Here is a 19,690-nt window from a genome sequence, read left to right as displayed (position 1 = left end):
GGAAGACGATAATGAGCGACGTGATCGCCAAAGTGCTCGACCCGGTGAGCCTGCCGCGCATGGTGCCGGTGCGGCAGATTTTCACCGATGATGCCTTGCCCGATATCGCAGGTGCTGTGCGCGCCCAGATCGGGCGGCCCGATATCGCCGCAAGGGTGCGCCCCGGCATGTCCATCGCGGTGGGCGTGGGCAGTCGCGGCCTTGCCGATTTGCCGATTTTGGTTGCGACTGTCGTTGCCGCGCTGAAGGACCTTGGCGCTGTCCCTTTCATTGTCCCCGCCATGGGCAGCCACGGCGGGTCAAGCGCGGAAGGGCAGCGCAAAATGCTTGCCTCGCTCGGCGTGACCGAGGACAGCGCAGGCTGTGAAATCCGGTCCAGCATGGAGACGGTCGAGATCGGGCGTTTGCCAAATGGTCTGCCCATTGCGATGGACAAGATCGCGATGGCGGCGGATGGGATCGTGGTCATCAACCGGGTCAAACCGCATACCAGTTTCAGCGGTACGATCGAAAGTGGGCTCGCGAAGATGATCACCATCGGGCTGGGCAAACAGGTCGGCGCGGACGCCTGCCATATGCTGGGCTTTGGCCATATGGCCGAACAGGTCATCGCGATGACCAAGGTCAAGATCGCCAAGACAAAGGTGCTGTTCGGTCTGGCGACGGTCGAAAACGCCTATGACCATATCAAGCTGGTCGAGGCGGTCGGCGCGGAGGATATCCTTGCGCGCGAGGCAGAACTGCTGGATATCGCGCGGGGCTGTATGCCGCGCATCCTGTTCAGCCCGTTGGACGTGCTGGTGGTGGACCGGATGGGCAAGAATTTCTCTGGCACCGGCACTGATCCGAATATCACCGGACGCGCGGCGACACCCTATCTGCGGCTGACGCAGGAGGTGGGCAAGATGGTGGTGCTTGATCTGGACGACCGCAGTCATGGCAATGCGGCAGGGGTGGGCTTGGCCGATATTTGCACAAGGCGGCTGGTCGATAAGATCGATTATGAAGCGACCTATATGAACCACATCACCTCGACCGCGCTTATCGGGGGTAAGTTGCCGGTCGTGATGGAGCATGACCGCCATGCCGTGCAATTGGCGGTCAAGACCTGCAATGTGATGCCGGGGCGCGGCCTGCGGATGGTGCGGTTGTCGGACACGTTGCATCTGGAACGTATCCTGATTTCAGAGTCGATGCTGGAGGATGCGCAAGCCCATGATCAGATCGAGGTGCTGGGCGATCCGGTGCCGTGGGATTTCGCCCCTGACGGTGCCTTGCACGGGCGCGCAATCTGAACCCAAGAGGTAAGTCATGGCCGCACCACTGGGCATGTTAATGGTCGGTCTGATCTTTGCCCAATTGCTGGCACGGATCATGGACAGCCCGGCAGTACAGGTCGTGACCTGGAGCCTTGCCGCCTGCGTCGTCCTGGCGGCGCGCAGATCCATGGGCCTGCGTGAAGGCTATTTGCTGGTGCTGAGTGCGGTGCTGACAGGATCTCTGGTCGTCTGGGGCAGTGATCCGGCGCGCGAGATCGCAGCAGCGCTGGATCAGGCGACCTTTCTGATGACCTTCATCCTGCTCATGGGCTTGCTGCATGAGGCGGCCTCGACCTCGCCTTCAGTCGAAAGCTGCGGGCGCTATCTGACGCAGCAGCCCGCCGGGCGGCAGTATCCGGCGCTTTATGCGGGCACCGGCGTGATGGCGGTGCTGTTCAATCTGGGTGTCGTCAGCTTTCTGGTGCCATTGGTGCGGCGCGGGATCGCGGCGGCAACACCGGGCGATGCGCAGAACCCGGTGCGCGAGCGTCGCCAGATCAGCGCCGTGTTGCGCGGTTTTGCATGGTCGGTGGTCTGGTCGCCCACCGCAATCGCGCCGTTGGCAGTGGTCGAGCTGATCCCCGGCGTCAACCGACCGCTTTGGATCGGGTTGGGGTTTGGCATCTATCTGGCGATGCTGCTTTTGGGCGCGGTGGAGGATAAGCTGCGGTTTCGCGCCTTTCTGTTTGACAAGGACCGGCCTGCCGCCCCTTTCCCATTGATCGCGACGGCGTTGTTTTTTGCGGCCTGCGGAGTGATGTTTACGATGACCCTGATCGCGATGTGGCTGACCGGCGATACTGTGGTGTTCGGGCTGATGCTGGCCTGTCCTGTCATGCTGACCGGCTGGCTGGGGGTGCAATATCTGCAGCCTTTCGGGAAAGACATGGTGGCGACCGTGCAGCGGGCGCTGACTGCCACAGGGCAGCGGTTGCATCATATCGTCACGGTCAATCTGCCGAAATCAGCCGCCATTGCCGTGACCTTGGGCTGTTCGGGCTTTGTCGGGCGGGCTGCAGCCTCGCTCATGCCAGCGGATTCACTGGCGACGGGGCTGGGAATTTACGCCATGCCGGATTTTGTCTTGCTGTCGCTGATCCCGGTCCTGTTGAGCCTGTTGAGCCTGCTTGCGCTTAGCCCGATCATGATGGCGGTATTTTTTGGCAGCCTGTTTGGCAGTCTGGACATCATGCCCGCAAATCCCACGCTGATCGCACTGTCGATTTCCTGCGGCTGGGCCTTGTCGATGACCTTTTCGCCCTTCGCCACAGTGGTCTTGTTGATCGACCGGGTCGCGGGCATTTCCCCGCGGCGGCTGACCTGGGGCTGGAACCTGACCCATGCGGGCCTCAGCGCTGTCGCATTGGTGCCGATTTTCGCAATGCTTGCCTGGTGGGTGTGAACACGGGGCCGCGCTGTGCCAATCGCGGGTTGACGATCGCGTCATTATGTCTCAATTCTATCCCCAGATGGTTCCCGCAAGGCGCAAAGCTGACCGGGATGAAAAGGGAACACGGTGCGGAATAGCCATCAGGCGCCAAACCCGTGACTGCCCCCGCAACTGTGAGCGGTGAGCGACCCCGAGGATGCCACTGGACCTGATGGTCCGGGAAGGTTCGGGGAAGTGTCGACCCGCAAGTCAGGAGACCTGCCATCTGCACGGTGCCGTCAGGCACCTTAATGAAATTCGACCCGGGCGGGGTGTCCCGGAAAGGAAGGTCACGATGGCAAGACAACGGCTGATGCCGACAGGATTGGTCTGTTCCGACTTTTTGCAAGCCCCGCATTGGCGCGGAGGGCTGCATGGACCGGACGATCCCACATTTTACACACAGATATGGCGCAGTGCTGCGCCATTTGCGGCAGGAGCCGCGCTGCCCTAGCCTGATCCGGTCTGATGCCGGATATGCCCCATGACCGCGGCGTCGCTGCGCGTGACGCATATCGGCTGGGGGCCTGCCGGGCAAGCCGCGATCCTGTCCGGCATCGGGTTTGACCTTGCGCCGGGGCGGATGCTGGGCATCGTCGGGGCCAATGGCGCAGGGAAATCCACGCTGCTGCGGATGCTTTATCGGTTTCACCGGCCCATGACTGGCACGGTCATACTGGATGGCAGGGACCTGTGGCAGATGTCCGCGCGCGAGGCTGCCTGCCGGATCGCGGTTGTTCTGCAGGAACAGCCCACGGATTTCGCCCTGAACGTGCGCGAGATCGTGGCGCTGGGCCGCACGCCGCACCGGCGCGGCTTTGCCAGCGGTGGCGCAAGGGACATGCAGATCGTTGATCATGCGTTGGACCGGCTTGATCTGCAGGGGCTGGCGCATCGCGCGCTGGGCACATTGTCGGGCGGTGAAAAGCAGCGCGTCATGGTGGCGCGCGCGCTGGCACAGGAACCGGGTCTGCTGATCCTTGATGAACCGACCAACCACCTTGATATCCGCCATCAGCTGGAAGTGCTGGCGCTGGTCCGCAATCTTGGCATCACCATCGTCACCAGTCTGCATGACCTGAACCTTGCCAACGGTTTGTGCGACGATGTGCTGGTGCTGGCCGATGGTCATGCACTCGCGTTCGGCCCGCCTGCCAAGGTGCTGACCGAAGCTGTCGTCGCCCGCAGCTTCCGCGTCACTGCGCGGCGCGAAACCCTGCACCCCAGCGGGCAAGCGCATTTTACCTATCATCTTCCGACCGCAAAAAGGACCTGATCCATGAAATACCTGACCCTTGCCGCCTGCATCATGGCCACCAGCCCAGCCGTTGCGCAGGATTATCCGGTCACCGTGCAAAGCTGTGACCGCGCGGTGACTTTTGACGCGGCACCCCAGCGGGCTGTATCAAATGATGTGGCGATCACGGAAATGATGCTGGTACTTGGGTTGCGTGATCAAATGGTCGGCCATACCGGGATCAGCGGTTGGAGCAAGGTTGACGAGACTTTGCGCGCAGATATCGCCGCGCTGCCAGAACTGGCCCCGAAAAGCCCGACCCGCGAGGTGCTGATCGGTGCGGATGCTGACTTTCTTTTTGCCGGATGGAATTATGGCCTGCGCGTCGGCAGCGAACTGACGCCCGATACGCTCGCTCCTTACGGCATTGCGGTTTACGAACTGACCGAAAGCTGTGCCCATATCATGGAGAAGGGCAAGGCAAGCCTTGAGGATATGTATGCCGATATTCTGAACCTTGGCCGGATCTTTGGCGTGACCGAAAGGGCCGAGGCGATGGTGACGGCTTGGCGCGCCGAGGTTGCGGCCTTGACCGCTGATGTGGCCGCTGAAGACCGCCCGCGCGTGTTCGTCTATGACAGCGGCGAGGATCAGCCGTTCACCGCCGGACGCTATGCCATGCCGACCGCGCTGATCGAGGCGGCAGGCGGCACCAATATCATGGACACATTTGAGAAAAGCTGGGCGACCGTCGCCTGGGAAGAGGTGATCGCGCAGGACCCGGAGGTGATTCTGATCGTGAACTATGGCGATGTGACCGCTGCGCAAAAGCGTGACTTCATGATGAACAACCCCGCCTTTGCCGATCTTCAGGCTGTGCGAGAGGATAATTTCGTCACGCTGGACTATGTCGAGGCTGTGCCGGGCCCGCGCAATATCGGCGCGATTGCCACCTTGGCCGCCGCTTTCGCGGATGCACGCCAATGAGTGATCAGGCGATCACCGCCTGGATGGCCAGCAAACGCCGCGTCTTTCCTCTGGCGCTGATCCTGTCGGCGCTGGTGCTGCTGGTGTCGGTTTCGGCAGCGGTCAGCGTGGGCGCCGTCACGGTGCCGACACGCGTGGTCTGGGGCGTGATCGCCGACAACCTGCTGCCCGGTATCATAACGCCTGACTGGTCGCCGGGCCGTGATGCCATCGTGTGGGATTTGCGCCTGCCGCGTGCCTTGCTGGCGGCGATGGTGGGCGCGGGGCTGGCGATGGTGGGGGCGACATTGCAGGCGGTGACGCGCAATCCATTGGCCGATCCGCATCTGCTGGGGATCTCATCGGGTGGCGCTTTTGGCGCGATTGTGGCGCTGCTTCACACCGGGTTGATCCTTGGCGCGCTGACCGTGCCGTTTTTTGCTTTCCTTGGTGCGCTGGTCGCCACTGGTCTTGTGCTGGGTGTGGCGCGGGTGGCGCGCGCGTCATCGGCAGACAGGCTGGTGCTGGCGGGGGTTGCGGTGTCGTTCATCGTGATGGCGGCAGCGAATGTCATGATTTTTCTGGGCGATCCGCGCGCCACCCAGACGGTGGTGTTCTGGATGTTGGGCGGGCTCGGCCTCGCGCAATGGTCGCATCTGATCTATCCGCTGGGGGTCTTGCTGGTTTGCGGCGCATGGTTCCGCTGGCGCGCCCATGATCTGGACGCGATGACTGTGGGCGATGAGACCGCTGCGACCCTGGGCATCGCCGTCGCGCGGTTCCGGTTGGAGGTGTTCGTGGCCGGCGCGCTGGTCACTGGCGTGATGGTCGCGTTCTCCGGCGTGATCGGCTTTGTCGGGCTGATGATCCCGCATATCGTACGGATGGCGGTGGGTGGCAGCTATGCACGGGTGTTGCCGGTCTCGGCTTTGTTCGGGGCGGTGTTTCTGGTCTGGTGCGACATCCTTGCCCGCACGATCCGCGCGCCCGAGGAATTGCCGATCGGCATCGTCACCGGCCTTATCGGCGGGGTGTTTTTTGTCTGGCTGCTGGGGCGGCGGATCTAAGGCTTGCCGGATCTCCGGCGGAATACGGCCTATTGGGCAAAACGGGCGGCCAACGCAGCTTACGCGGATGTGGGCCGGTCAATATAGTCGTCACATACCGCTCTGGTGGCCCCTGAACATCAGGCAAGCATCGGGCGGACCGAAAGGACTATTATGAAAATTCTGCCCCTTGGCATCGCTTCGGCGATCGCGTTGACTGCTGCCCTGCCATCATTCGCTCAATCCACTGAAGCCCGCGCTGGCGCCGAAATCGCTGCCCGCGTGACACCGAGCGAATTCGCCCCTGCCGTCGGTATTCTGGAACTGAACCAGACCGTCGTGATCGAAGGTTGCCTGGAAGATATCACCTGGTGCCAGATCAGCTTTGACGGACAAACCGCCTGGGCCTCCGGCGAATATCTTTATGTCGAAGAAGATGCGACACCTGTCGCACTGATCAACCGTCCCGGTTCGCTGTCCCTGACGACAATCACCGTCCCCGATGAAGACGCGACCCAGACAGAGCAGAATTCGGCCGCTGCCGTTGGTGCCACTGTCGGTTCGATGATCGCCTTTGTTGCCGGTGGCCCGGTCGGTGGGATCATTGCGGGGGGTGTGCTTGGTACGGCAGTTGCCGTGTCAACCGTCGAACCTACGGAAGAAACGATCACCTATGTGACCAGCAACCCGGTCGAAACCGTCTACCTGAACGGTGAAGTCGCTGTCGGTGCCGGTGTGCCAGCCGAAGTGGTCATGTATGACGTGCCGACACAGCCGGAACTCCGCTATCTGAACGTGAACAATCAGACCGTTCTGGTTGATGCAGAAACCGGCGCGATCGTCCGCGTTATCCGCTAAATCGTCCCAATCTACAGAAAAGCCCGGTGCTTTGCGCCGGGCTTTTTGCTGTCTGCTGCATCCCCGGTCGTGGCAAAACATCACTGGCGCATCCTGCGATGCATGTGAATTGCGCCTTTACTTGACGCGTTTCATGGTCTCAACCTTTGTGATGCGGGTGTTATTGGTCGAAGACAATTCTGACGTGGGCGAAGCTGTGGAACACCGGCTGCGCATGGCGGGTCATATTGTGACCTGGAACAAAGACGGTCGCGAGGTCGATCAGATCATTGATGATGCCGGTATCGATGCGGTGATCCTTGATCTGACTTTGCCTGCGGCTGATGGCATCACGATCCTGCGCCAGATCCGGCGGCAGCGGCGCGACCTGCCGGTCCTTGTGATCACCGCCAAGGCCGAGATTGACGACAAGGTCAGCCTGCTGGATCTTGGCGCTGACGATTATCTGGTCAAACCTTTCGACATGCGCGAGATGGAGGCACGGCTGCGGGCGCTGGTGCGCCGCCCGACCGGGCATTTCACCTCGGTTCTGCAAATCGGCCAGCTGACGCTGGACCCGGCGGGCCGGACGGTGACGCAGGCTGGCCGCATCGTCGATCTGGGGCGGCGCGAATTTGGTCTGTTGGAGGCATTGATGGCGCAGGCAGGCCGGGTCGTGACCCGCGAACGGCTGATGTCGCGGCTGTCCGATCTGGAGGATGGTGGTTCTGAAAATGCGCTGGAATTGCTGGTGTCACGTGTACGGCGCAAGATTGCGGGCGGCGCGGTGGAACTGGTGACAGTGCGTGGTGTCGGCTATCTGGTGCGGATGGCGCAGGATGCACAGGATTAATCCGCCGTCCTTGCGGCGGCGCATCCTGATTTTGGCCGCCAGCATGTTGCTGGTCGCGGCGCTGCTGCTTTTGACCTTTATCAAAGGCTATGCCAATCGCGCCGCGGATCAGGCGCTGGACCGGCTATTGTCAGCGGCAGCCTTGTCCATCGCTGGTGCCGTGCTGGTCGAGGATGGCGCGGTTGTGGTCGAAATGCCCTTTGCCGCTTTTGCGATGGTATCGGGCGATGACCGGGTTTTTTATGCCGTGGTCGGCCCGCAGGGCGAGCATGTCACCGGATATCCCGATCTTGCGCCGGATGCGCCGCTGGCCACGTCCATTACGCCGGTTTTCACCGACACCACCCATAACGGCGAACCCGTGCGTCTGGCGCGCCTTGGTCGGCTGATCTCGACCGCTGATGGGACAGGCTGGGTGACGATCCGGGTGGCCGAAACACGTGGCGCGCGTGCGACGCTGGCCGGCGAAATCGTCGGTGCGGCGCTCGTGCCGGTGGCGGTTCTGACGATGCTGTCTCTGGCGTTGGTCTGGATCGTGGTCGGACGCGCCTTTGCGCCGCTGGCCGTCATTGACCACGCGCTGCGCCAGCGCCGCCCTGATGATCTGTCGCCATTGGATGTGCCGGTGCCTGTCGAAGTGCAGCGACTGGTCGGTGGGTTGAACACTTTTATGGCGCGGCTGGAAAAATCCATGGCGCGGATGGGCGGGCTGGTGGCAGAGGCTGCGCATCAGGTCCGCAATCCGCTCGCCTCGTTGCGGGCGCAGACCGAAATGGCGCTGGATGAACCCGATCCGGCCAAACTGAGCGCCCGTCTTGCGCGCATCCACGACTCAGCTGTCGAGGCGAGCCATCTTGTGACCCAGCTTTTGATGGATGCCACGATCTCCCATCGGATGGATAAAGGTGAGGCGCAGGCGCTGTCGGTCACGGCGCTGGTTGACGAAGTCGTCGGGCGGCTGGACCCCGATCTGCGTCCCCGGGTGCAGACTGTCTTTGGCCCCGGTGCGGATATCGCTGTGGTGCTGGGCGACCGCGTGGGTCTGCGCGAAATGCTGCGCAATCTGATCGGCAACGCTTTGGCCTATTCTGCGGGGGTGATCGACGTTGCGGTCTCGGTCAGTGCGGACAATATGGTCAGGCTGGCGGTCCTGGATCGCGGGCCGGGAATTGCAGATGCTGACAAGGACCGCGTCCTGCAACGCTTCGTGCGTGGTGCGGGCGTCAGCCATACTGTCGGGTCCGGTCTGGGGCTGGCGATTGCGCAGCGCGTGGTGACCGGACATGGCGGTTACCTGATGCTGTGCGACCGTCCGGGTGGCGGGTTGGAAGTGGCTGCCGCTTTGCCCATGGCAAAAGCCCCGCCGCCGCATCGGTCGAGCCATGCCTTGGTCACGGTTCTGGTCGTGGGTCTGTCATGGCTGAGCGTTCCAACACCCGGCGTGGCAGAGCCTTTGCTTTTCGCCGCAGATCACCCCGAAACCCGGCGCATCGCGATTGCAGGCACGACGGATACAAAGCTGTTCTCGCCATTCATCACGGCGTTTCAGGCAGAAAATCCCGGCGTTGCGGTGACCTATGTCGAGACCGACAGCCTTGCCCTTTATGATGGGTTTCTTGCCGGGACGATTGATCCGGCGCCGGATCTGTTGATCAGTTCGGCCTCTGATCTGCAGTTGAAACTGGCCAATGACGGTCATGCTTTGGCCTATCTTTCGCCATGGCTTGATCAATTGCCGGGCTGGGCGCAATGGCGGGCCGAGGTGATCGGCTTCAGCTATGAACCCGCCGTCATCATCTATAATCCGCAGCTGGTACCACCGGGCACCCAGCCACGCACGCATCTGGATCTTGCCCTGCTGCTGGAAGATGAATCCGCCCGTTTCATGAACCGGGTGGCGACCTATGACATTGGCCGCAGCGGCGTGGGCTATCTGCTGGCCGCGCAGGATCAGCAGATATCGTCGCAATTCTGGCGGCTCGCTGCGGCCTTTGGCCGTGTGGGCGCAAGGTTGAGCGATTCCAGCCCGGAGATTCTGGACGGCGTCGCAGCGGGCGATCTGGCCCTTGGCTATAATGTTCTGGGGTCTTACGCTTTTGCGCGGCAGGCCGAGGGCGCGCCGATCGGGATTATCGTGCCGGATGATTATGTGCTGGTGCTGACCCGCAGCATGGTGATCCCGCGCAAGGCCGGCAACCCCGATCTGGCGCGCGCCTTTGTCGATTTTGCACTGTCCCCGAGCGGACAACGTGTCGCGGCAGGCCGCGCGGCGCTGGGCGCTGTCATGCCGGGCAGTGTTGGTAGCTGGACGCCCGAACGGATATCACAACTGGGGCAGGGCGTGATCCAGCCGATTGCACTGGCCCCGGTGCTGATGGTCGCCCTGGACCCGCAGCGACGGGCGCGGTTCTTGACGACATGGCTGGAAATCGTGGCCCCCAGCCAACCTTGATCGCCAGATGACAGGACGGTGACAGGAACCGCTGCTAACCTCTGCACTGTCGGGCATGGGAGGTGTCAGGACATCTGCACCGCCGTTCAGCCGCAGGGCTGTGAGTGTTGCGCCTTCTCTCCACACCTCCTGTTCTGATCCGTGGCAACGCGGTGTTTAGATTCTATGGGAGGACTTCATGAATAAAATTCGTATCGCAGCCTTTGTGGCAGCGTCGCTTTTGGCATCCGCGGCAACAGCGCAAGTGTCTGAATTGCGTATTATGGCCCCGGCTGGCCCCGGTGGCGGTTGGGACCAGACCGCCCGCACGATCCAATCCACGCTGCAAAGCGAAGGGCTGGTGCCGAATATTCAGGTGGAAAACGTTGCTGGCGCCGGTGGCACCATCGGCTTGCAGCAATTCGTCAACCGGTCATCCGGTGATCCCGCAGCGACGATTGTCGGCGGCTATGTTATGGTCGGCGCGATCATTGCCAATGATTCCAACGTCACCTTGAACGATATCACACCGCTGGCCCGTCTGACCGGCGAATATGTTGTGGTTGTGGCGGCTGCCGACAGCCCGATCAACAATGCAGAAGATCTGGCCGCAGCGATGCGCGACAATATCGGTGGCGTGACCTGGGCCGGTGGCTCTGCCGGTGGTGTCGATCACATCGCAGCAGGTCAATTCGCGCAGGCCGCTGGTGTCGCTCCGGAACAGATCAATTATATCCCCTATTCCGGCGGTGGCGAGGCATTGGCCGCGATCCTTGGCGGACAGGTCACTGTCGGCGTATCGGGCTTCAGCGAATTTTCCAGCCAGATCGAAGCCGGTGCGGTCAAGGTGATCGGCATCACAGCCCCTGAACGTCAGGATTATCTGGACGCCGCGACCTTTATCGAACAGGGCTTTGACGTCGACGTGCAGAACTGGCGCATGATTGCAGGCGCACCGGGGATCAGCGATGAAGAGCGCGACGCCCTGCTGGAAGTCATCGAAGCCATGGCCTTTTCCGAGACATGGAATGCCGAGCTGGAAACCAAGGGCTGGGTGAACACCTACCTTTCAGGCGATGACTTTGCCGTCTATCTGGAAGAAGAGATCACGGCCACCACTGCCATCCTCGCTGATCTCGGGATCACCGAGTAATGTCGGGCGATCTACAAAACAAAGCAGCCGAAGAGGACCTTCGGCTGCCATTCGATGATGAGGCCGGGACCGGCACTGGCAAACGCGATGCCGCCGGTCTGGCTATCGCGGTTGCTTTGTTCGCGCTTGCGGCCGTGATCGTCAATGATGCGTCCGGCTATGCTGTCCGCCAGTCCTATGCCCGTTTTGGCCCGGAAATTGTGCCTTATGTCATCGCCTCCGGCATCACCGTCCTTGCCATTGTGACGGTGGTCATGGCCTGGCGCGGCCAGTTTGAAGCCCGCGACCGCCTGAACGTTGGCGGCTTGTTCTGGTTGGTCAGCGGCATCATTGTCGAAATCTTCATGCTGTATGGCGGCACGGGGTTCATTGCCGGTTCTACGGTGCTGTTCGCCTTTGCGGCACGTGCTTTTGGACAGGCGACATGGCTGTTGAATGCGGCCATCGGCGCGGTGCTGTCGACATTGCTGTTTTTGCTGTTCCGCTATGGGCTTGGCCTGTCGCTGCCCAGCGGTCCGCTGGAGCGGGCAATTGACCTGTTGGTGAGGTAAGCACATGGATACCTTTATTCTGCTGTTCGACGGTCTGGGGACCGCGATGCAACCGATGAACCTGATGTTCGCTTTGTTGGGCGTGATGCTTGGCACGGCAGTCGGCGTTATGCCGGGGATCGGACCTGCCCTGACCGTGGCGCTGCTGCTGCCAGTCAGCCTGTCATTCGGTGCGACGGGATCGATGATCATGTTCGCCGGGATCTATTATGGCGGGATGTATGGCGGGGCGATTTCATCGATCCTGCTGAATACCCCGGGTGAGACGGCCTCAATCATGACCGCGCTCGAAGGTAACCGCATGGCCAAACGGGGCTTGGGCGGCAAGGCCTTGGGTGCTGCGGCCTTCGGGTCGTTCTTCGGCGGCATGTTCGCGACGCTGGGTCTGGCGCTGGTCGCACCGTTCATGGTGATGGTCGCTCTGTCGTTCGGGACAGCGGAATATTTCGCGCTGATGGTGCTGTCTTTCATGACGGTCTCTGCCGCTTTTGGCGGGTCGATGTCGCGCGGATTAACGGCATTGTTCATCGGTCTGACCATCGGCATTGTCGGAACGGATAAGCTGACCGGACAGGTGCGGCTTGCCTTCGGTATCCCGGAAATGAGCGACAATATCTCTATCGCCATCGTCGCTGTGGGTCTTTTTGCCATTGGTGAAACGATGTTTCTGGCGTCCCAACACATCAATCACAAAACCAAAGCGCAGACAGTGTCCGGGTCGGTCTGGCTGAACTGGGCGGACTTCAAACGCTGTATCCGTCCCTATATCCGCGGCACCGGCCTTGGCTTTCTGTTCGGGCCATTGCCCACCGGCGGCGCAGAAATTCCGACGTTCCTGTCCTACACCACAGAAAAACGTCTGGCGACAGGCGAGGCCCGGCGCGAGTTTGACGAGGGTCTGGGCGCAATCGAAGGCGTGGCAGGGCCGGAAGCGGCCAATAACGCCTCTGCTGCGGGCACGTTGATTCCGCTGCTGACGCTGGGTCTGCCGACCTCGGCGACGGCGGCGATGATGCTGGCAGGTTTTCAGCAATATGGCCTGCAACCCGGCCCGCTGCTGTTTACCAACAGCGCTGATCTGGTCTGGGGTCTGGTGGCGAGCCTGTTCATCGCCAACCTGATGCTGGTCGTGCTGAACGTGCCGTTCATCGGTATCTGGGTCAAACTGCTCGCGATCCCGCGTCCTTGGCTTTACGCAGGTATCCTGACCTTCGCCACCTTGGGCATTGTCGGCGCACAGGGGTCACCTTTTGCACTGGTGCTGCTGTTGGGCTTTGGTCTGATCGGCTTTGTGATGCGCCGCTTTGGCTATCCGCTGGCCCCCGCGCTGGTCGGGGCCATTCTTGGCCCGCTGGCCGAGGAACAGTTGCGCCGTGGGTTGATGATCAATCAGGGTGATTGGTGGTTCCTCGTGAACTCAAATATCGCGCTGTCGATCTATGCAATTGCGCTGCTGTCGATCTTTGGGCCCCGGCTCTGGTCGGTCTCGCGCAGATGGCGGCAGAAAGCCTGATCAGGCACGGTCGACACAAGACACCCGCAAGCAGTTCATCTGCCTGCGGGTGTTTTGATATCTGCGGCGCCTGCAACACAGCCGTCACGCCGCCATCGGTGATACCGTCCGCGCGCGTTCACCCCGATCATCTGTTCTGAACCCGCGTCACCGGGGCCAGCGAGGGCCCAGTGCTTGCCCTTTGTCGCACAGTGAAAGCCATCCGCTGGTCTGCGGGCTTGACAACGTCGGGCAATCGCCTTGCATGCGCCTGTCGGTAACGAAAGAGGCTGCGGATGCGGCGATTGTTTTGGACCCTGATCTGGGTCGCCTTGATTTACAGCCTCTATTGGTTTGGCGTGTCGCAGCTTTTGCAGACCGGGGTCCAAAGGGCATCTGCCGTGCTGGCCGAAGATGGCGTTGATCTGACGGTTGGATCAGTCACGACGACAGGCTATCCCGCGCGTTTTCACACCGACTTGCGTGATCTGCGTCTGGTGCATCCCGATTGGACATGGCAGGCGCCGCAGGTCAGGTTGCAGGCGGACAGCTATCGTCCGCTGACGGTAGATGTGACCTTTCCGCAAGAGCAGATTATATCGGTCGCGGAGCAAGAGCTGCGCGTCAGCAGTGATGACGGGACCGCGGCTGTCACGCTACGCCCGACGGGCATGCTCGGCCTTGACCGGGCCAGTCTGGCGATCACGCAGATGCAGGTCATGTCTGACGCAGGCTGGCAGCTTGGTCTTGGGCAGGTCACCGCCCGCCTGGTGCATATGGGCGGGCCTGATGCGGTATATGACGTCGATTTTGGGGTCGCGCAGGTGACTTTGCCGAGTGGTCTGCTTGATCAGATTGACCCGGACGGATCATTGGGTGCGGAATTGCAAAGCATCGCAGGAGCGGCGCACATGACTTTGGCCGCCCCGCTGGACCGGAATGTCCAAGGCAGCTTTCCTGATATTGATCATCTTGACTTGCGTGATCTGCAAGTCGCCTGGGGCCCGGTCATGGCCGAGATGTCAGGTGAGATCGCGATCAATGCGGCGGGTGTGCCATCAGGTCAGATCATCCTGCGCAGCGGGCAATGGCAGATTTTACTGGCTGTGCTGACACGTGCGGGTGTGATTGATGAACGTGTTGCAACGACCATGACGCGGGTCGCGCGTTTCATGGCTGATGCTGATGGTGTGCTCAGCGTGCCAGTCGCGTTTCGCGACGGTGTCATGTTGGTCGGCCCGGTCCCGGTCGGGCCAGCGCCAGTTTTGCGTTAGCTGGTCCCGAACAACCCGGTCAGCGCGCGCCGCACCAGCGCCGTGACTGACGGGCGCGGCAAGGCGTGAAACGGCAGCGGGCGGCACACCTCCATCGCGGCGACGCCGACGCGGGCGGTCAGGGCGCCGTTCACGATGCCTTCACCAAAGCGGCGCGAGACTTTGGCAAGGATGCCGCCCCCCGCAATCGTGCCGATCAGATCATCGCCGACGGCCAAAGCACCAGTCGCCACCAGATGCGACAGCACTGCGCGCGTCAGCCGCCAGGACCCAAGCGTGCCTGCGCGCCCGCCATAGATTTCCGCGATCCGGCGGATCATCCGCAGATTGGCGGTCAGTGCCGTGATCAGATCGGCCAAGGCCAGCGGGACAAAGGCGGTGACCATCGCGACTTGCCGCGCTGCTGCCTCTACCTCGCGCGTGGCGCGGGCGTCGAGCGGCGCGAGCAGGCTGCGTTCGGCCAAAGCCAGCAGCGCATCGGCGTCAAGCATGTCATCCTTGCGCTGTGCCAGTTCGGCCTTGCCCCAGGCGACATCGGCGCGCCCGGCGTAAAGGTTGTCGAGGGCGCTCAGCACGCCATGCGCGGCTTTCAGATCATTGCTGATCAGCGCCTCGCGCGCACGGGTCTGCACCACGTCAAGCTTGCGCAACCGGCCAAAGGCCGCCAATTCGCGAAAGCCGATGATCAGCACGACCAGCATCAACAGCCCGACCAGCAGGGTGGCGATCCAGCCCAGGATTGGCGCGCGGTCCAGCAGGCCGGTGACGTAATCCCAGGCCGCCAGCGAGACGATGAACCCGGTCAGTGCCACGGCCAGCGACCAGAACCAGCGCGACAGGCGCGATGGTTTGCGGCCTGCCACGACAGCGATCCTTTGCATCGCGGCATTGTCGATATCGGGCACGGCGGGCGCTGCGTCTGGGCGCGCTTCGTCGGTATCGTCAAGGTCGATCAGGATGGGTCCACGGCTCATAACCTGTCCCCCAGCAGAAATTGCGCGGCTTTATCCAGCCGGATATGCGGGGGGCCATCGCCGGGGCGCAGGGTCAGCCGCGCGGGGGCGAAATTCATCACGCTGTAATCAGCGTCGAGCCATTTCTCCGCCCCTTCGCGCGCCGGTGCCAGCAGATGCGCGGGATCATCGGGCAGTTTGCCGGGATAGAAGGCCGCTTGTTTGCCACCATCGAGCAACCGTCCGCGCACCACATCCAGCGGGCCGTCGCGATGGTCCAGCGTGTCCTCAACCGTGGTGCGCAGGGCGGCAATCGCCATGGCGGCGGTTTGTGCGCCCGCGAAATCGGCCCGGTCGCGGGCGTCGCGCAGCAATGCTTCGGTGATTGCGGTCAGTTGTTTGTGCTGGCTGTGGTGCAGGTGGTCAGCTTTCGTCGCGGCAAACAGGATCTTGTCGATCCGCCGCCCTTGGAAAATCCGCGCCAGAAAGGCATTGCGTCCCGGTTTGAACGCCCCCAGCACGGCGGCCATGGTGCGGCGCAAATCCTCTAACGCGGCGGGGCCGGCGTGGATCGCGCCCAGCACATCGACCAGCACGATCTGGCGGTCGATCTTGGCGAAATGGTCGCGAAAGAAGGGGCGGATGACATGCGCCTTGTAGCTGTCAAAGCGGCGCTCCATCTCGCGCCCCAGTGATTTGCGCGCGAAACTGTCGCCGGGCAAAGGTGCAAAGGTCAGCACCGGCGATCCGGCGAGATCGCCGGGCAGAAGGAACCGGCCGGGGGTGCAATCGGAAAACCCCGCCTCTCGTGCTGCATTCAGATGGGCGGTGAAACTGGCGGCAAGCGCCTGCGCCTGCGGTTCGTCGAAAGCGGTTTGGGGATCGGTCTGCCCGACCAGAGCCAGATAGGCATCGCCACCCGGTCGGTCCTTGGCGCGGGCCAAGGCGGCCTTGGCCCATTGCGTATAGGTCAGATCGAGAAGACCCAGATCGAGCAGCCATTCGCCCGGATAATCCACGATATCGATATGCACATTGCGCGGCCCCGACAGGCCGGACAACAGCCCGCTGGGCTGCACCCGCAAGGACAGGCGCAATTCGCTGATCTGCTTGGTGCCTTGCGGCCAGCTTGGGGCGGGCGCGGTCAGGCGTGCCAGATGCGCCTCATAGGCAAAGCGCGGCACGGTATCGTCAGGCTGCGGTTGCAGGAATGCCGCCTGGATCGCGCCATTGGCGGCGGCCAGTTGTGGCATCCGGCCACGATCCATCAGATTGGCGACAAGCGAGGTGATGAACACCGTCTTGCCCGCGCGTGACAGGCCGGTGACGCCCAGCCGGATCACCTGATCAGAGAAAGGGGCGGTCAGCGCGCTGGTCACGCCTTCGACGCGGCGGGTGATCTGATCGGCGATTGCGGCGATAACCAAGGCGGGACCTTTCCATGTGTTCGCGAACAGATAAGCATGCAGGACCCCGATGTGTAGGGATTGATTTCGCAGCGCACCGCGCCTAATCGGGGTGAATGCCGCGTTATGCCCTTCTTGTTGAATATCATGGAGCCCCTTTCGCTGGCTGGCAGCGGCAGAATGATCACCCGTCGGTGCAGGCTGCGATCGAGGCAGCTTTGGCAAAACTCGAACCCGGCCCCCACACAATCGCCGCCGCCGGGCGCACCGATGCGGGTGTGCATGCGACCGGACAAGTGGCGCATTGCGATCTGACCCGCGATTGGGACCCGTTCCGTCTGTCCGAGGCGCTGAATTTTCATCTGAAGCCCGCACCGGTGGCGGTGCTGGCCTGCGCCCAGGTCGCCGAGGATTGGCACGCAAGGTTCGACGCGTTGGAACGGCGCTATCTCTTCCGGCTGATATCGCGGCGCGCGCCGCTGACATCCGAGGCCGGGCAGATGTGGCGGGTCAATCACACGCTCGATGCGGCAGCGATGCAGGCAGGCGCGGATCATCTGCTGGGGTGCCACGATTTCACGACCTTCCGGTCCTCGATCTGTCAGGCGAAAAGCCCGGTCAAGACGCTGGATCAATTGCGCATCGAAGTGGTGCCGCGCGAGATCGGCACCGAATACCGTTTTCACGTCCGCGCGCGGTCATTTCTACATAACCAGGTCCGTAGTTTTGTCGGCACGCTGGAACGTGTCGGCGCGGGTTCATGGCACCCCGACGATGTCAGGCGCGCCTTGGAAGCCCGCGACCGCGCCGCCTGCGGGCCGGTCTGCCCGCCGCAGGGGCTGTATCTGGCAGGGGTCAGGTATCCGGTTGATCCGTTTGGGGTGGGGTGAGCCTTAGAAAAACCCGCGCGCTTGGCGGTCCAGCGTGGATATCATTTCGCGATAGGGATTGGGGCCAAGGCTGATCCGGGCCACGCCGAGGGCTGCGATATCGGCAGAGGCCGCAGGATCAACAGGCATCATGACGTTGACGGGCAGCGTCGCCTTTTCGCAGAGCCTGCCGATCAGTGCCTTGTCGGTCAGCCCCGGCACAAAGAAGCCATCGGCACCGGCTGTGGCAAAAGCTGCCTCGCGCTCAAGGGCGCTGTCGAGCAGGCTGGCGTGATCCCTTGCCGGTGCCTGCAGAAAGAGATCGGTGCGGGCGTTGATCACAGCCGCAATGCCCAAAGCATCCGCCGCAGCCCGGACCGCGCGCAGCCGTGCAACCTGATCTGCGATGCTGTAAAGGCCCGTGCCGTTGACCACCTGATCTTCGAGATTTAGCCCGACCACACCCAGCGCCAGCAGCTTGCGGATATTCTGGCCGAGCCTGTCGGGGTCAGCAGCATAGCCGCCCTCAAAATCCACGGTGACGGGCAGATCGACGGATTGCACGATGCGCTGAACAATTGCCAGCGCCTCATCCAGCGGCAATTCCTCGCCATCGCCGTAACCTTGTGCGGCGGCGACCGACCAACTGCCGGTGGCAATGGCTTTTGCCCCGGCCTGTGCGACCGTCTTGGCGCTGCCTGCGTCCCAGATGTTGTAAAGGATCAGCGGGTCATGCGGCACATGCAGGCTGCGCAGCAGCAAGGCCTTGTCGGTTTGTGATGTCATGGGGTGGTCTCCGTGTTTACCGTTCTGAGGTCGCGTTCAATCTCGATCAGCCGTTGCTTGCGCCAAAGCCCGCCGCCGTAGCCGGTCAATGACCCGTCTGCGCCGATGACCCGGTGACAGGGGATCATCAAGGCGATCTGGTTGGCGCCATTGGCCCGCGCCACGGCGCGTGTGGCGGATGGTCGGCCGATCTGGCGCGCGATGTCGGAATAGCTGCGGGTTTCGCCTGTGGGGATGGCGCGCAGCGCATCCCAGACCTGCTGGGTGAAGGCGCTTCCTGCCAGCGCCAAAGGCGTCAGGAACCGGCTGGAGCGCGCGGCGAAGTAATCGGCCAGCTCTGCCGTTGCCTGTTCGGACGGGGGCAGGGTGCCGATCCCGATCCCGTCTTTCGCAGCGGTTTGTAGCCGTGCCAGTTCGGCAGGCAGCCCCTTGCGATCCACGAATTCCAGCAGATGCAGATGGCTGCGGCTGCTGACAGCGATCATATCGCCCAGCGGGGTCGGTATCCATGTGGCGCGGAGCAGCCCGTTTGCGCGCAGATCGGCAGGCGCGCAGCCCAGCAACCGGGCAAAAGCGGCGCGAAAGGCGCTGGCAGAGTCGAAATGTGCCTGATGCTGCGCTGTGATGACTTTTGCGCCGGTTGCCAGCGTCGTGAAACCGTCACGCAGGCGGCGCTGGCGGGCCATTTCCAGAAAGGTCATGCCGAATTGCCGTTTGAAGCTGCGCCGCACCGTGGACAGGTCAAAACCCAATTTTTCCACATGGCATTCGGACCAACGCTGGTCAGGGCGTTCGTCCAGTGCTTGCAAAAGTGCCGCAATGGTTGGATCGGCCAGCGCGGCGGCCCGAAGCGGGTGGCAGCGCTTGCAGGGGCGGTAGCCCGCTGTGATACATTCCGCGATACTGGCAAAGAAGCTGCAGTTTTCCGGTTTCGGCTTGCGCGCCGGGCAGGTCAACCGACAGAAAACGCCGGTCGAAGACACGCCGACAAAGGCTTGCCCGTCAAAGCGTGTGTCGCGGGCAAGCAGGGCAGCGTAAAGTGTTTCATGGTCAGGAAGATCAAATAACATGCGCCGTTTATAGCGTGG

17 protein-coding genes and 1 riboswitch are annotated in these 19,690 nt (G+C 62.3%); of the genes, 13 read left to right on the top strand and 4 right to left on the bottom strand.

The genetic code is table 11. From position 1 onward, the window contains the following. The first annotated feature begins 11 nt into the window (after positions 1–11). From VOY09_RS16040 to VOY09_RS15985, 12 genes are all read left to right on the top strand, one after another. Positions 12–1,295, top strand: coding sequence for a lactate racemase domain-containing protein (locus VOY09_RS16040; RefSeq protein WP_322895295.1), 1,284 nt, complete (start codon positions 12–14; stop codon positions 1,293–1,295). A 16-nt stretch (positions 1,296–1,311) separates the two neighbouring features. After that, positions 1,312–2,721, top strand: coding sequence for a hypothetical protein (locus tag VOY09_RS16035; RefSeq protein WP_322895294.1), 1,410 nt, complete (start codon positions 1,312–1,314; stop codon positions 2,719–2,721). Between the two features lie 51 nt (positions 2,722–2,772). Next, positions 2,773–2,990, top strand: a riboswitch (cobalamin riboswitch). A gap of 242 nt (positions 2,991–3,232) precedes the next feature. Then, on the top strand, positions 3,233–4,024 hold the full coding sequence (locus VOY09_RS16030) for an ABC transporter ATP-binding protein (protein ID WP_322895293.1): 792 nt from the start codon (positions 3,233–3,235) through the stop codon (positions 4,022–4,024). 3 nt (positions 4,025–4,027) lie between these two features. Beyond that, positions 4,028–4,972, top strand: coding sequence for an ABC transporter substrate-binding protein (locus VOY09_RS16025; RefSeq protein ID WP_322895292.1), 945 nt, complete (start codon positions 4,028–4,030; stop codon positions 4,970–4,972). Beyond that, on the top strand, positions 4,969–6,018 hold the full coding sequence (locus VOY09_RS16020; RefSeq protein WP_322895291.1) for an iron ABC transporter permease: 1,050 nt from the start codon (positions 4,969–4,971) through the stop codon (positions 6,016–6,018). The genes VOY09_RS16025 and VOY09_RS16020 overlap by 4 nt, the downstream gene beginning before the upstream one ends. A gap of 153 nt (positions 6,019–6,171) precedes the next feature. After that, on the top strand, positions 6,172–6,855 hold the full coding sequence (locus VOY09_RS16015; protein WP_322895290.1) for a DUF1236 domain-containing protein: 684 nt from the start codon (positions 6,172–6,174) through the stop codon (positions 6,853–6,855). 133 nt (positions 6,856–6,988) lie between these two features. Next, positions 6,989–7,687, top strand: a complete 699-nt coding sequence (locus tag VOY09_RS16010; RefSeq protein ID WP_322895289.1) for a response regulator transcription factor — start codon at positions 6,989–6,991, stop codon at positions 7,685–7,687. Next, positions 7,674–10,139: an extracellular solute-binding protein gene (locus VOY09_RS16005; protein ID WP_322895288.1), complete on the top strand. Its 2,466-nt coding sequence runs from the start codon at positions 7,674–7,676 to the stop codon at positions 10,137–10,139. The genes VOY09_RS16010 and VOY09_RS16005 overlap by 14 nt, the downstream gene beginning before the upstream one ends. A 178-nt stretch (positions 10,140–10,317) precedes the next feature. After that, positions 10,318–11,271, top strand: a complete 954-nt coding sequence (locus VOY09_RS16000; protein WP_322895287.1) for a Bug family tripartite tricarboxylate transporter substrate binding protein — start codon at positions 10,318–10,320, stop codon at positions 11,269–11,271. Continuing rightward, complete coding sequence (locus VOY09_RS15995) at positions 11,271–11,822, top strand: tripartite tricarboxylate transporter TctB family protein (RefSeq protein WP_322895286.1); 552 nt, start codon at positions 11,271–11,273, stop codon at positions 11,820–11,822. Before VOY09_RS16000 ends, VOY09_RS15995 begins: the two co-directional genes overlap by 1 nt. A gap of 4 nt (positions 11,823–11,826) precedes the next feature. Beyond that, positions 11,827–13,335 carry a tripartite tricarboxylate transporter permease gene (locus VOY09_RS15990; RefSeq protein ID WP_322895285.1) on the top strand — a complete coding sequence of 503 codons (1,509 nt, stop codon included), beginning with the start codon at positions 11,827–11,829 and terminating at the stop codon, positions 13,333–13,335. A 275-nt stretch (positions 13,336–13,610) separates the two neighbouring features. Next, on the top strand, positions 13,611–14,588 hold the full coding sequence (locus tag VOY09_RS15985; RefSeq protein WP_322895284.1) for a DUF2125 domain-containing protein: 978 nt from the start codon (positions 13,611–13,613) through the stop codon (positions 14,586–14,588). On the opposite strand, the gene VOY09_RS15980 is transcribed toward VOY09_RS15985, so the two are convergent. Both VOY09_RS15980 and VOY09_RS15975 read right to left on the bottom strand, forming a co-directional pair. Next, positions 14,585–15,562 carry a TIGR01620 family protein gene (locus VOY09_RS15980; RefSeq protein ID WP_322895283.1) on the bottom strand — a complete coding sequence of 326 codons (978 nt, stop codon included), beginning with the start codon at positions 15,560–15,562 and terminating at the stop codon, positions 14,585–14,587. The two genes, VOY09_RS15985 and VOY09_RS15980, sit on opposite strands and share 4 nt — an antisense overlap. Continuing rightward, positions 15,559–16,968, bottom strand: a complete 1,410-nt coding sequence (locus VOY09_RS15975; RefSeq protein WP_322895282.1) for a YcjX family protein — start codon at positions 16,966–16,968, stop codon at positions 15,559–15,561. The genes VOY09_RS15980 and VOY09_RS15975 overlap by 4 nt, the downstream gene beginning before the upstream one ends. Positions 16,969–17,063: 95 nt before the next feature. On the opposite strand from VOY09_RS15975, the gene truA reads away from it, so the two are divergent. Further along, entirely contained in the window at positions 17,064–17,837 is a 774-nt protein-coding gene (gene truA, locus VOY09_RS15970; RefSeq protein WP_322895281.1) for a tRNA pseudouridine(38-40) synthase TruA, read from the top strand. 3 nt (positions 17,838–17,840) lie between these two features. On the opposite strand, the gene VOY09_RS15965 is transcribed toward truA, so the two are convergent. Both VOY09_RS15965 and VOY09_RS15960 read right to left on the bottom strand, forming a co-directional pair. After that, on the bottom strand, positions 17,841–18,602 hold the full coding sequence (locus VOY09_RS15965; protein WP_322895280.1) for an isocitrate lyase/phosphoenolpyruvate mutase family protein: 762 nt from the start codon (positions 18,600–18,602) through the stop codon (positions 17,841–17,843). Then, positions 18,599–19,672, bottom strand: coding sequence for a trifunctional transcriptional activator/DNA repair protein Ada/methylated-DNA--[protein]-cysteine S-methyltransferase (locus VOY09_RS15960; RefSeq protein ID WP_322895279.1), 1,074 nt, complete (start codon positions 19,670–19,672; stop codon positions 18,599–18,601). The genes VOY09_RS15965 and VOY09_RS15960 overlap by 4 nt, the downstream gene beginning before the upstream one ends. Positions 19,673–19,690 lie beyond the last annotated feature (18 nt).

The organism is Yoonia sp. 67-2 (assembly GCF_035117555.1).
Lineage (GTDB): Bacteria > Pseudomonadota > Alphaproteobacteria > Rhodobacterales > Rhodobacteraceae > Yoonia.
This window is presented reverse-complemented; position numbering and strand designations above follow the sequence as displayed.

Coding starts and splice junctions, on each gene's coding strand:
- VOY09_RS16040 (WP_322895295.1), top strand. CDS start 12: ATGAGCGACGTGATCGCCAAAGTGCTCGACCCGGTGAGCCTGCCGCGC.
- VOY09_RS16035 (WP_322895294.1), top strand. CDS start 1,312: ATGGCCGCACCACTGGGCATGTTAATGGTCGGTCTGATCTTTGCCCAA.
- VOY09_RS16030 (WP_322895293.1), top strand. CDS start 3,233: ATGACCGCGGCGTCGCTGCGCGTGACGCATATCGGCTGGGGGCCTGCC.
- VOY09_RS16025 (WP_322895292.1), top strand. CDS start 4,028: ATGAAATACCTGACCCTTGCCGCCTGCATCATGGCCACCAGCCCAGCC.
- VOY09_RS16020 (WP_322895291.1), top strand. CDS start 4,969: ATGAGTGATCAGGCGATCACCGCCTGGATGGCCAGCAAACGCCGCGTC.
- VOY09_RS16015 (WP_322895290.1), top strand. CDS start 6,172: ATGAAAATTCTGCCCCTTGGCATCGCTTCGGCGATCGCGTTGACTGCT.
- VOY09_RS16010 (WP_322895289.1), top strand. CDS start 6,989: ATGGTCTCAACCTTTGTGATGCGGGTGTTATTGGTCGAAGACAATTCT.
- VOY09_RS16005 (WP_322895288.1), top strand. CDS start 7,674: ATGCACAGGATTAATCCGCCGTCCTTGCGGCGGCGCATCCTGATTTTG.
- VOY09_RS16000 (WP_322895287.1), top strand. CDS start 10,318: ATGAATAAAATTCGTATCGCAGCCTTTGTGGCAGCGTCGCTTTTGGCA.
- VOY09_RS15995 (WP_322895286.1), top strand. CDS start 11,271: ATGTCGGGCGATCTACAAAACAAAGCAGCCGAAGAGGACCTTCGGCTG.
- VOY09_RS15990 (WP_322895285.1), top strand. CDS start 11,827: ATGGATACCTTTATTCTGCTGTTCGACGGTCTGGGGACCGCGATGCAA.
- VOY09_RS15985 (WP_322895284.1), top strand. CDS start 13,611: ATGCGGCGATTGTTTTGGACCCTGATCTGGGTCGCCTTGATTTACAGC.
- VOY09_RS15980 (WP_322895283.1), bottom strand. CDS start 15,562: ATGAGCCGTGGACCCATCCTGATCGACCTTGACGATACCGACGAAGCG.
- truA (WP_322895281.1), top strand. CDS start 17,064: ATGCCGCGTTATGCCCTTCTTGTTGAATATCATGGAGCCCCTTTCGCT.
- VOY09_RS15965 (WP_322895280.1), bottom strand. CDS start 18,602: ATGACATCACAAACCGACAAGGCCTTGCTGCTGCGCAGCCTGCATGTG.
- VOY09_RS15960 (WP_322895279.1), bottom strand. CDS start 19,672: ATGTTATTTGATCTTCCTGACCATGAAACACTTTACGCTGCCCTGCTT.